The sequence below is a fragment of the Acinetobacter sp. CIP 64.2 genome (genome assembly GCF_000369645.1).
Taxonomy (GTDB): domain Bacteria; phylum Pseudomonadota; class Gammaproteobacteria; order Pseudomonadales; family Moraxellaceae; genus Acinetobacter.
Map to the genome: position 1 here is coordinate 312,316 of NZ_KB850122.1, position 12,427 is coordinate 324,742.

Here is a 12,427-nt window from a genome sequence, read left to right on the forward strand (position 1 = left end):
CAAGTGGAGCGCAGATTCATGAAGACCCCCAAAGTCGGTTTTGTATCTTTAGGTTGTCCTAAGGCATTGGTAGATTCTGAACGAATTTTAACTCAGTTAAAGACTGAAGGTTATCAAGTTGCATCAGATTATGACGGTGCAGATTTGGTTGTTGTTAACACCTGTGGTTTTATTGAATCTGCAGTGCAAGAGTCTTTAGATGCCATTGGCGAAGCCATGAGCGAAAATGGACGAGTTATCGTTACAGGTTGTTTAGGTAAAGATGAAGACAAAATTCGCCAAATGCACCCCAATGTACTTAAAGTAACAGGGGCGGCAGCCTATCAAGATGTGATGGAAGCAGTACACGAATATGTACCTGCACCACCAAAACACAACCCATTTATTGATTTAGTACCAGAGCAAGGTGTTCGTTTAACACCAAAGCATTATGCCTATTTGAAAATATCAGAAGGCTGTAACCACCGTTGTACATTCTGCATTATCCCAAGCATGCGTGGAGACTTGGTCTCTCGTCCTGTAGGTAAAGTATTGGATGAAGCAGCTGCACTTAAACGTGCTGGTGTAAAAGAAGTCTTGGTGATTTCTCAAGATACTTCTGCTTATGGTGTGGATACCAAGTATAAGTTGGACTTCTGGAATGGCCAGCCAGTCAAAACCAAGTTCTATGACATGTGTGAAGCCCTTGGTCAGCTCGGTATCTGGGTGCGTTTACATTATGTTTATCCATATCCACACGTAGATGCTGCCATTGACTTGATGGCGCAAGGTAAAATCCTCCCTTATTTAGATATTCCTTTTCAGCACGCCAGTCCGCGCATCTTAAAATTGATGAAGCGACCAGCTCATAGTGAAAATACATTAGAGCGCCTTAAATTGTGGCGTGAAAAATGCCCTGAATTGGTGATTCGTTCAACATTCGTTGTAGGTTTCCCAGGGGAAACAGAAGAAGATTTCCAGATTTTATTGGAATGGTTGAAAGAAGCTCAACTTGACCGTGTTGGTTGTTTTACTTATTCGCCTGTAGAAGGTGCAACTGCGAATGATCTGCCTGATCATGTGCCAGAAGAAATCAAGCAAGATCGTTATGAGCGTTTTATGGAAGTTCAACAGGCGATTTCTGCGGCCAAATTACAAAAACGTATTGGTCAGACAATGACGGTGCTTGTCGACAGTCTGGAAGAAGAATTTCCAGTGGCTGTTGCGCGTTCCTATGCAGATGCACCAGAAATTGATGGCAATGTTTTTGTTGAAGATATTGATAAGAGCGTGATTAAAGCAGGTGATTTGCTTGAAGTCGAAATTACGGATGCAGATGAATATGATTTGTTTGCAAAGTTAATTCAGATTAAATCTGCTTGAGATTGAATTAAATTTAAGAAAACTTTGAGATTGGTCGGTTTGGAGTAAAGGTATGTCAGCGTCTAAAAATCCACGTTATGCACGAATTTTGCTAAAGCTTTCGGGTGAAGCTTTAGCGGGTAATAAAGATATGGGTATTGATGCCCAAGTGTTGGATCAGATGTCGCTTTCGATTGCACACTTGGTCGGTTTAGGCGTACAAGTGGGTATCGTTGTTGGTGGTGGTAACTTGTACCGTGGTAGCCAACTACAGAAAGATGGTCTGGTGGGTCGTGTAACGGGTGACCAGATGGGTATGTTAGCGACAGTGATGAACGGTTTGGCAATGCGTGATGCATTGGTGCGTCGTAATATTAGAACACGTTTAATGTCAGCATTATCAATCGGCACTGTGGTTGAGCCTTATTCAAGCCGTGATGCGATTCGTCACTTGAGTCAAGGTGAAGTTTGCGTATTTGTTGCCGGTACAGGGAATCCATTCTTTACTACAGATACAGCAGCTTGCTTACGCGGTATCGAGATTGAGGCAAACTTGATCTTGAAAGCGACCAAAGTGGATGGTGTTTATAACAAAGATCCAAGCAAATATGATGATGCAGTTAAATATGACAATTTAACTTTCGATCAAGTGCTGGATGAAAAGCTTGGTGTGATGGATTTGACAGCAATTTGTTTATGTCGTGATCACAATGTGCCATTGCAAGTTTTTGATATGAACAAATCTGGTGCATTACTTTCTGTCGTAATGGGCGAAAAAGAGGGTACTCACGTTACGAATTAATGTACGTGAGCCATAAAGCTCTTTATACTAATGTTTAAATATTTTGTAATACCTAATGAATAAGTAAGGAAGATCATATGATTAACGATCTCAAACAAGATAGCGAACAGCGTATGCAAAAGTCGCTTGACTCGTTAGAGTTAGGCTTTGCCAAAGTTCGTACAGGTCGTGCGCACCCATCAATTTTAAATGGTGTGATGGTTTCTTACTACGGCTCTGATGTTCCATTAAATCAAGTGGCAAATATTGGGCTTGAAGATTCGCGTACGCTGTTAGTTCAACCATTTGAACGCTCAATGGTTGCTGCAATTGATAAAGCGATTCGTGAAGCGGGTTTGGGACTAAATCCTATTACTGCTGATGCAATCCGTGTACCAATGGCAGCATTAACAGAAGAAACTCGTCGTGATATGCAAAAAGTTGCGCGTGCGGAAGCTGAAAATGCCAAAGTTGCGATTCGTAATATCCGTCGTGATGTATTAGGTGATATCAAAGCATTATTGAAAGAAAAAGAAATTTCTGAAGATGATGATCGCCGTGCATCGGATGAAATTCAGAAAATTACTGATAAATATGTTGCAGAGGTTGATAAACGTCTTGCAGCGAAAGAAGCAGAATTGATGAAGGTCTGATTCTATTATGACCTTGCAAGAAGAATCGCTTCTTCCTCAACATGTTGCCATCATTATGGATGGCAACAATCGTTTTGCTAAAAAAAAGCAAATGCAAAAAGGTGATGGGCATCGGGAAGGCAAAAATGTCTTGGATCCTATTGTTGAACATTGCAAAAAAGAGGGTGTACGTGCTTTAACGGTTTTTGCATTTTCAAGTGAAAATTGGAATCGGCCACAATACGAAGTAGAGTTGTTGATGAAGTTGTTAGAAGAGACAATTCATGAACAATTACCCCGTATGGAAAAGTTCAATATCTCGTTACGTTTTATTGGTGATCGTGCCCGATTATCGAGTGAGTTGCGTGATCTCATGCAATACGCAGAGCAAAAAACGGCAGCTTTTAATTCCATGACTTTAACCATTGCGATTAGCTATGGGGGAATGTGGGATATGGCACATGCTGCAAAGCTTATTGCTCAAGATGCACTTGCTGGAAAAGTTCAAGCAGATCAGATAAATGTTGATTTATTTGATAAATATGTCAGTCTAAATGATCTACCTGCTGTTGATTTGTTAATTCGCACGGGCGGAGATTACCGTTTGTCTAACTTCTTGTTGTGGCAAGCTGCGTATGCGGAATTATATTTTACCGATACGTTGTGGCCAGAATTTACAATAGAAGAGTTAGATCACGCATTTCGTGTTTTTTCAGGACGTGAAAGACGCTTTGGTAAAACCTCAGAACAGATTCAACAAGCGAAAATCGAGAATTAATAATGTTAGAGCGGATTATTACCGCATTGGTGTTAGTTGCTGTTGTTTTAAGTTGCATGTTTGCAACGCAATCACATTATCCAATGTTTATACTGATGATTTTAGCCGCAGGGGTTGCAGGTTACGAATGGTTTAAGCTTATGCCTCGAACAACTGCATCTGCATCGGTCTCAAAACCTAAGGCTTGGATCTATGGCGGATGCGTTGCGGCGGTATCCACACTAGCATTATTTTTTGATGATGTAGCGCTTTTGCTGTGGGCTGCCTCTATTCTCACTTGGTTGGGCAGTATCTATTGGGTTAAGAACTTTCCTGAATCGGATAGCTGGTACAATGCATCCTTATATATCGTTGGATTTATTCTGATTTCTGCTGCTGTTACAGCGCTCTATGCGGTCTGGCATAGTTCACCGTGGTGGTTGATGTATTTGTTCTTGTTGGTTTGGGGGGCTGATAGTGGTGCATACTTTGTCGGCCGTAAATTTGGTAAGAAAAAACTTGCACCCTTTGTGAGTCCAAACAAATCTGTTGAAGGTCTTTATGGTGGTATCGCTACAACTGTGCTAATTATGTTGGTTGTGCAATATTCCTACTTAAATTTAACTGCCGTACAGCTTATTTTGTTCTTAATCCTATCGATTGTTACTGTGTTTGCTTCCGTGTTGGGCGATTTGTTTGAATCAATGATTAAACGCCGTGCAGGAATTAAAGATTCTGGTCGGGTTCTTCCAGGGCATGGCGGTGTGTTGGATCGTATCGATTCTTTACTTGCTGCAGCACCGATTTTTGCAACGGGTATGTATATATTAAAACTTATTGGTGTAGATCTTTAAATGACTCAAGCTGTTTGTATATTGGGTGTTACGGGTTCAATTGGACAAAGTACTTTAAAAGTATTGGAACAACACCCAGACCAATACACTGTATTTGCAGTCTCTGCATATAGTCGTTTAGATGAACTTTTAGAAATTTGTAAAAAATATCATCCAAAAATTGTGGTTGTGCCGAATGATAAAGCATTTGAGTTACAGCAAAAATTCAATCAAGAACATCTAAAACAGATTGAAATTTTAACGGATGAATCGGGTTTAATTGCAATTGCTGAACATGCTGATGTTGATATTGTTATGGCAGCAATTGTTGGGGCTGCGGGTTTACTGCCAACTTTGGCGGCAGTAAAAGCAGGTAAACGTGTTTTGCTTGCCAATAAAGAAGCCTTGGTGATGTCTGGTGACATTATGATGCAGGCAGCACGTGATCATCATGCGCTATTGTTACCTGTAGACTCTGAGCATAATGCTATCTTTCAGTCTTTACCCCACGATTATTTAAATGCAGAAAGAACAGGACAGCCCCAGCTCGGGGTGTCTCAGATTTTGCTGACCGCATCAGGTGGGCCTTTTCTGAATCATTCTTTGGAACAGTTGCATGATGTTACTCCTCAACAAGCTTGTAAACATCCAAATTGGTCAATGGGACAAAAAATCTCTGTTGATTCTGCAACATTAATGAATAAAGGCTTAGAATTGATCGAAGCTTGTCATTTGTTTTCAATATCAGAACATTTTGTTACAGTTGTTGTTCATCCACAAAGTATTATTCATTCCATGGTGCAATATGTGGATGGATCAACTTTGGCGCAAATGGGTAATCCAGATATGTGTACGCCGATTGCACATGCATTGGCTTGGCCAAAACGTCTGGCAACACATGTCCCGGCACTGAATTTGTTTGAGACAGCTCAATTGAATTTTCAGTCGCCTGATATTGTTAAATTTCCTGCATTGGATTTAGCACGTCAGGCAATGCGTGCAGGTGGCTTGGCGCCGACGATTTTAAATGCGGCAAATGAAATGGCAGTTGCAGCATTTTTACAGAAAAAGATTCGATTTACTGAGATTACTCAAGTAGTCGAGAATACTTTGCAAACTGTACAAAATGCTAAAGCAGAAAATATAGACATCATTTTACAGACTGATATGATCGCAAGACAAATTGCAGAAAAGTATATTGTGGGTATAGGAGGCTAAATCGTATGAATGCACTATTTATGATTGTTGCAGCGATTTTATTGCTTGGTCCTCTGATCGCAATTCACGAATTTGGTCATTATTGGGTCGCACGTAAATTAGGCGTTAAAGTTCTGGTCTATTCGATTGGTTTTGGTCCAACTTTACTGAAATGGCAATCTAAGAAATCAGGCATCCAATATCAACTTTCTGCTTTACCACTTGGTGGTTATGTCAAGATGCTGGATGAACGTGAAGGAAATGTTGCAGAGCAAGATTTACCTTATGCGTTTAACCGCCAGTCTCCATGGAAACGTATTGCAATTGTTGCTGCTGGCCCTTTGATTAATCTGATTTTTGCTGTGTTCCTGTTTTGGATTTTATTCTTACCTGCACAAGAGCAACTGAATACGCGTATCGGGAAAATCATGCCGAATACGCCAGCAGCACAAGTTGACTTACACGTGGGTGATAAAGTGTTGATGGTCGATGGTAAAGCGACCACTACGTGGGAAAAACTGAATTATGCTTTGGTTAATCGTGTAGGTGAGACTGGTCAGCTTTCAATTATTGTTGATCGTGCTGGTGCAGAAAAGCAGTTTAATCTACCAATCAAAGAATTTTTAAAAGATCAAAGTCAATCTCCTTTGGATGTATTGGGTTTTTTGCCTTACCGTCCTGTTATTCCAGCCACAGTCAAAGAACTGAGTGCGGATGGGGCTGCAATCCGTCAAGGGATGAAAGCGGGTGACCAGATTGTTGCAATTGATAATGTTGCAATGAAAGATTGGTTTGATGTTGTCGATGTTGTTCAAAAATCACCAGAAAAGCTATTGAATATTGATGTGATACGTCAAGGTCAATTGGTGCATTTGCAGGTAATGCCTCAAGGGCAACGCGACAATATGGGTAATACGACTGGGATGCTTGGTGTGAAAAGCGATGCAGGCAAGATCACGATTCCAAATGACTACAAGCAAACCATTCAATACTCACCTGTTGAAGCGCTTGGTGTTGCTTTCGAGAAGACAACACAGCTTTCAGGTATGATTTTTAACTCTATCATCAAAATGGTGCGTGGATTAATTGGTTTAGATAATCTTTCTGGTCCAATCACGATTGCGAAAGTGGCGGGGCAAAGTGCAGAAATGGGATGGCAAACGTTTATCTCATTTATGGCTTTAATGAGTGTGAGTTTGGGGATTCTAAATTTACTACCGATCCCAATGCTGGATGGTGGTCATTTGGTGTATTACTTTATTGAAGCAATTCGTGGTAAACCTGTTTCTGAACAAATACAGATGTTTGGTCTAAAAGTTGGTATGGTACTGCTCGGTAGCATGATGCTTTTGGCTTTATTTAACGACTTCATGCGTTTATAAAAAAACGCAAATGGAATTTAACTTACTGGAAAATATATGGGCATGCGTCACACACATTTATTAATGCCTTTGGCACTGGTTAGTGCGATGGCAGTGGTACAACAAGCATACGCTGCAGATGAGTTTCTTGCACAAGATATACGAATTGATGGCTTAGTGCGTTTAACACCTGCAAGTATCTATTCTATGTTACCGATAAATAGTGGCGATAGAGTTAGTGATCCGATGATTGCTGAGGCAATCCGTACTTTATATGCTTCAGGTTTATTTGATGACATTAAAGCTTTTAAAGAAAATAATGTATTAGTCTTTAAAGTTGTTGAGCGTCCAGTTATCTCTAAATTGGAGTTCAAAGGCAATAAACTCATTCCAAAAGAAGCCTTAGAACAAGGTTTAAAGAAGATGGGGATTGCTGAGGGTGAAGTTTTCAAAAAGTCTGCGTTGCAGGTGATTGAAACTGAGCTAGAACAACAATATACCCAGCAAGGTCGTTATGATGCAGATGTAACTGTTGAAACAGTTGCACGTCCAAATAACCGCGTTGAATTAAAGCTGAACTTCAATGAAGGTACAGCCGCGAAAGTATTCGATATCAATATTATCGGTAATACCGTCTTTAGTGATAGCGATATCAAGCAAGCTTTCGCGGTTAAAGAAAGTGGTTGGGCTTCAATTGTTACGCGTAATGACCGTTATGCGCGTGAGAAAATGGCAGCAAGTCTAGAAGCTTTACGTGCTTTATATCTAAACAAAGGTTATATCAATTTTAATATCATCAACTCACAGTTAAACATCAGTGAAGATAAGAAACATATCTTTATTGAGGTTTCGGTGGATGAAGGCAGCCAGTTTAAATTTGGCGAAACAAAGTTCCTCGGTGATGCACTTTATAAGCCAGAAGAGTTAACAGCGCTTAAATTGTATAAAGATGGCGAAACCTATTCACAAGAAAAAGTGAATGCAGTTAAGCAACTTCTTTTGCGTAAATATGGTAATGCAGGCTATTACTATGCTGAAGTGAATGTTGTACCTGAGATTAATAATCAAACAGGTATTGTCAACCTGAATTATTATATTAATCCTGGTCAGCAAGTAACCGTTCGTCGTATTAACTTCACGGGGAATAGTAAAACTGCGGATGAAGTACTACGTCGTGAAATGCGTCAAATGGAAGGTGCATTAGCAAGCAACGAGAAAATAGACCTTTCTAAAGTCCGTTTAGAGCGTACAGGCTTCTTTAAAACCGTTGATGTTAAACCTGTTCGTGTACCAAATTCACCAGATGAAGTGGATTTGAATGTGAATGTTGAAGAACAACATTCTGGTACGACAACACTTGCGGTCGGCTATTCACAAAATGGTGGTGTAACCTTCCAGGCTGGTTTAAGTCAGACTAACTTTATGGGGACGGGTAATCGTGTAGCGATTGATTTATCACGTTCTGAAACGCAAGATTACTATAACTTAAGTGTGACTGATCCATACTTCACCATTGATGGCGTGAGTCGTGGTTATAACGTTTACTATCGTAAGACCAAGCTAAACAAAGACTATAACGTCAACAACTATGTCACTGATAGTATTGGTGGTAGTGTAAGTTTTGGTTATCCAATTGATGAAAACCAAAGTTTAAGTGCCTCTTTAGGAATTGATCAAACGAAAGTGCGTACTGGTCCAAATGTTTCGACCTATATTCGTGACTATTTGCTGGCAAATGGTGGTAAGCAGACAGCTGAAGCGACTTGGTGTCCATCAGGCAAGCCAAAAACTCAGCCAGATCCTAAAGATCCTACTAAAACGATTGAAATACCTGGAACTTGTGATGGTGAATTCCAACCATATGGCAGTGCATTCGAAGGCACTTTCTTAACCTATAACTTGAACTTGGGTTGGTCGTATAACACCTTGAACCGTCCAATTTTCCCGACCTCGGGTATGTCACATCGTGTTGGTCTTGAAATTGGTTTACCGGGTAGTGATGTCGATTACCAAAAATTAACCTACGATGCACAGGCATTTAAATCACTTTGGGGTGGGTTTGTACTGCGCGGTTACGGTAAGTTAGGTTATGGTAATGATCTACCATTCTATAAGAACTTCTATGCAGGTGGTTATGGTTCAGTTCGCGGTTATGATAACAGCACACTGGGACCTAAGTATCCAAGTGTAATTTTCCGTGAGACTGGGCAAAATGACCCTAGCCCAGAAGAAGTAGGTGGTAATGCATTGGTTCAATTTGGTACCGAATTAGCACTTCCTTTACCATTTAAAGGCGATTGGACACGTCAAGTACGACCAGTAGTTTTTGCTGAAGGTGCACAAGTATTTGATACACAATGTAAAATACCAAGTTCATCGCAAACACCTTTGATTAATGGTCAGCCTCAAGTTGACCTCAAACAGTATTGCAAAGATAACAATGGCTTTGATTTTGGCAATATGCGCTATAGCGTAGGTGTAGGTTTCACATGGATTACCATGATTGGTCCTTTATCGCTTAGCTACGCATATCCGCTAAATGATAAAAAAGGCGATGAGACGAAGTCTATCCAATTTGAAATCGGTCGTACTTTCTAAGTACGGCCTTGTTTAGTGCTGTAAAATATATAAAGGATGCAAAAATGAAAAAATTAACAATGCTCATGTTAGGGTTAGGCTTCACGGTTTCTGCAACTGTAAATGCTGCAGGTCTAGCAGTAGTAGATTTAGCTAAGGTTGTGGAAAGCAGCACTTATCTTAAGCAGCAAAATGCAAGCTTAACTCAGTCAGTAAAACCAACATCGACTAAACTTGAGCAATTGGGTAAAGAATTAGAATCTTTGCAGCAAAAAGCACAGACTGATGGTCAAAAAATGAATCAAGCTGATATTCAAAAGCTTACTGCACAATATCAGTCGAAACTCAGTGAATTCAATTCAACGCAACAAGGTTTACAGACCAAAGTTCAGTCAAGTTTACAGGCAATGAACACGACTTTTGAAACACGCGTGAAGCAGGCAGCTGAACAATTGCGTAAAGAGAATAATTTAGACTTCATTTTAAATAAAAATTCTGCGATTGCCTCTGACGCGCAGTATGATTTAACTGATAAAATGATTCAAAAGGTTAATGCAATTAAATAATCAATGAATAGACGTACTTATCGTTTAGAAGAAATTGCTCACCTTGTCAAAGGTGAGCAATTTGGTCTGAAAGACTTTCAAATTGCTAACTTGGCAAGTTTAGAGCATGCGCAAAAGCAGCATATCTGTTTTGTGAATGGCGAGAAATATTTGGCGCAAGCCGAAGCGAGTCAAGCAGGTGCATATATAGTTACAGCAGCTATGAAACAACAGCTTGCGAGTAAACAGAACTTTATTGTCGTTGATAATCCTTATCTAGCTTTTGCCACACTCACACATTTATTTGAAAATAAGATTGCTGAACGAGGCATTGAAAGCACTGCACAAATTCATCCTTCAGCAATAATTGCTGATGATGCTTATATTGGGCATTATGTGGTTATCGGCGAAAATTGTGTGGTTGGTAATAATAGTATTATTCAGGCACATGCTTTTCTTGATGATCAGGTTGAAATCGGTAAAGATTGCTTTATTGATGCCCATGTCACGATAACAGGTGCAGCACAGTTAAAAGATCGTGTCAGAATTCATGCCAACACCGTAATTGGAACTGAAGGTTTTGGTTTCGCCCCTTATCAGGGCAAGTGGCATCGGATTGCACAATTGGGTTCAGTTCGTATCGGAAATGATGTCCGTATTGGTTCGAATTGTAGTATAGATCGTGGTGCACTAGACGACACGGTTTTGGAAGATGGTGTCATTATTGATAACCTTGTGCAAATTGCCCATAATGTTCATATTGGTGAAAATACAGCGATTGCCGCTAATTGCGGAATTGCTGGAAGTGCCCGCATTGGCAAAAACTGTATCATAGGTGGCGCATCAGGTGTGGTAGGTCACCTTACAATTGCGGATAATGTGATACTTACAGGCATGTCAATGGTCACAAAAAATATTTCTGAGGCCGGAACTTATTCTTCTGGGATAGGACTTTTTGAAAATAGTCATTGGAAAAAGACCATTGTACGCTTAAGACAATTAGCAGATGTGCCATTGACCCAAATCACTAAAAGACTTGATCATATGCAAGCTCAATTAGAGTCCCTTGAATCAACCTTTAAGTTGCGTAAATAATTTATTATGACTGAGTCTACTTCTCCAGCATTTACAATGCCTGAATTACCGATGGATATTCTTACGATTCGTGAATATTTACCCCATCGTTATCCATTTTTATTAGTCGACCGCGTTACAGAAGTAACCGAGAACAGTATTGTTGGTTATAAAAACGTTTCGATTAATGAAGAGTTTTTACAAGGGCATTTCCCGACTTATCCAATCATGCCAGGTGTACTCATTATTGAAGCTTTAGCACAAGTTTCGGGTATATTGGGTTTTGTCTTAACTAATCAAAAGCCAAAAGCAGGTTCGTTGTTCTTGTTTGCAGGTGCAGAAAAAATCAGATTTAAGAAACAGGTCGTTGCAGGAGACCAGCTTATCTTAAAATCTGAGCTTGTAATGCAAAAACGTGGCATTTACAAGTACAATTGCACCGCTAGTGTCGATGGTAAGGTTGCCGCGACAGCAGAGATTATTATTTCCCACCAGAAAATTGAGCAGACATGAGTAGTCAAAATTTAATACATCCTACAGCAATTATTGACCCGTCTGCAGAAATCGCATCTGATGTACAAATTGGTCCGTATTGTATTGTGGGTCCAAATGTAAGTATTGACTCTGGTACTAAGTTACATTCACATGTTGTTATTGGTGGTTTTACCAGAATTGGTAAAAATAATGATCTTTTCCAGTTCTCAAGTATTGGGGAAATTTGCCAAGATTTAAAATATCAAGGCGAAGAAACATGGTTAGAGATTGGTGATAATAACAAGATTCGCGAGCATTGTACCTTACATCGTGGAACAGCTCAGGATCATGGTGTTACCAAGATTGGAAGCCATAACCTATTGATGGTGAATACACATATTGCACATGATTGTGTGATAGGGAACCATAACATTTTTGCCAATAATGTCGGTATTGCTGGACATGTACATGTCGGTGATCATGTGATTGTTGGTGGTAACGCTGGTATTCATCAGTTCTGTAAGATCGATTCTTATAGCATGATTGGTGGAGCTGCTTTGATTCTTAAAGATGTTCCAGCTTATGTCATGGCGTCTGGAAATCCAGCACGCGCATACGGGATGAATATTGAAGGCATGCGCCGTAAAGGCTGGTCTCGCGATACAATCCAAGGTTTAAGAGAAGCTTATAAACTGATTTATAAATCTGGTTTGACAACTGAGCAGGCGATCAAGCAGATTCGTGACGAAATTTTAGTGAAGACGCCTGAGGCGCAATTGTTTATTGACTCATTAGAGCAATCGACACGTGGTATTGTGCGTTAAGTGATTGTAATAATAAAAAAGACACTACGGT

12 protein-coding genes are annotated in these 12,427 nt (G+C 40.0%); all 12 read left to right on the forward strand.

Features of this window, described 5'->3' with window-relative positions:
* Nucleotides 1-18 precede the first annotated feature (18 nt).
* The 12 genes from rimO (at nucleotide 19) to lpxA (ending at nucleotide 12,396) form a co-directional block, all read left to right on the forward strand.
* Nucleotides 19-1,362 (forward strand): 30S ribosomal protein S12 methylthiotransferase RimO, encoded by a 1,344-nt coding sequence (rimO, locus tag F895_RS09610; RefSeq protein WP_005241294.1) that lies wholly within the window; start codon nucleotides 19-21, stop codon nucleotides 1,360-1,362.
* A 52-nt stretch (nucleotides 1,363-1,414) separates the two neighbouring features.
* Complete coding sequence (pyrH, locus tag F895_RS09605) at nucleotides 1,415-2,143, forward strand: UMP kinase (RefSeq protein WP_005241296.1); 729 nt, start codon at nucleotides 1,415-1,417, stop codon at nucleotides 2,141-2,143.
* Between the two features lie 77 nt (nucleotides 2,144-2,220).
* Nucleotides 2,221-2,775 (forward strand): ribosome recycling factor, encoded by a 555-nt coding sequence (frr, locus tag F895_RS09600; RefSeq protein ID WP_005241297.1) that lies wholly within the window; start codon nucleotides 2,221-2,223, stop codon nucleotides 2,773-2,775.
* Between the two features lie 7 nt (nucleotides 2,776-2,782).
* Complete coding sequence (uppS, locus tag F895_RS09595; RefSeq protein ID WP_005241299.1) at nucleotides 2,783-3,532, forward strand: polyprenyl diphosphate synthase; 750 nt, start codon at nucleotides 2,783-2,785, stop codon at nucleotides 3,530-3,532.
* 2 nt (nucleotides 3,533-3,534) lie between these two features.
* Nucleotides 3,535-4,365 (forward strand): phosphatidate cytidylyltransferase, encoded by an 831-nt coding sequence (locus F895_RS09590; protein WP_005241301.1) that lies wholly within the window; start codon nucleotides 3,535-3,537, stop codon nucleotides 4,363-4,365.
* Nucleotides 4,366-5,562: a 1-deoxy-D-xylulose-5-phosphate reductoisomerase gene (ispC, locus tag F895_RS09585; protein WP_005241303.1), complete on the forward strand. Its 1,197-nt coding sequence runs from the start codon at nucleotides 4,366-4,368 to the stop codon at nucleotides 5,560-5,562. It begins immediately after the preceding gene.
* Nucleotides 5,563-5,567: 5 nt separating this feature from the next.
* Nucleotides 5,568-6,923, forward strand: a complete 1,356-nt coding sequence (gene rseP / locus F895_RS09580; RefSeq protein ID WP_005241306.1) for an RIP metalloprotease RseP — start codon at nucleotides 5,568-5,570, stop codon at nucleotides 6,921-6,923.
* A gap of 36 nt (nucleotides 6,924-6,959) precedes the next feature.
* Nucleotides 6,960-9,500, forward strand: a complete 2,541-nt coding sequence (gene bamA, locus F895_RS09575; protein ID WP_005241308.1) for an outer membrane protein assembly factor BamA — start codon at nucleotides 6,960-6,962, stop codon at nucleotides 9,498-9,500.
* Nucleotides 9,501-9,544: 44 nt separating this feature from the next.
* Nucleotides 9,545-10,045: an OmpH/Skp family outer membrane protein gene (locus tag F895_RS09570; RefSeq protein WP_005241310.1), complete on the forward strand. Its 501-nt coding sequence runs from the start codon at nucleotides 9,545-9,547 to the stop codon at nucleotides 10,043-10,045.
* A 3-nt stretch (nucleotides 10,046-10,048) separates the two neighbouring features.
* Complete coding sequence (gene lpxD / locus F895_RS09565; RefSeq protein ID WP_005241318.1) at nucleotides 10,049-11,119, forward strand: UDP-3-O-(3-hydroxymyristoyl)glucosamine N-acyltransferase; 1,071 nt, start codon at nucleotides 10,049-10,051, stop codon at nucleotides 11,117-11,119.
* 6 nt (nucleotides 11,120-11,125) lie between these two features.
* Nucleotides 11,126-11,611, forward strand: a complete 486-nt coding sequence (gene fabZ / locus F895_RS09560; RefSeq protein ID WP_004653316.1) for a 3-hydroxyacyl-ACP dehydratase FabZ — start codon at nucleotides 11,126-11,128, stop codon at nucleotides 11,609-11,611.
* Nucleotides 11,608-12,396, forward strand: a complete 789-nt coding sequence (lpxA, locus tag F895_RS09555; protein WP_005241319.1) for an acyl-ACP--UDP-N-acetylglucosamine O-acyltransferase — start codon at nucleotides 11,608-11,610, stop codon at nucleotides 12,394-12,396. Before fabZ ends, lpxA begins: the two co-directional genes overlap by 4 nt.
* The last annotated feature ends 31 nt before the right edge of the window (nucleotides 12,397-12,427 follow it).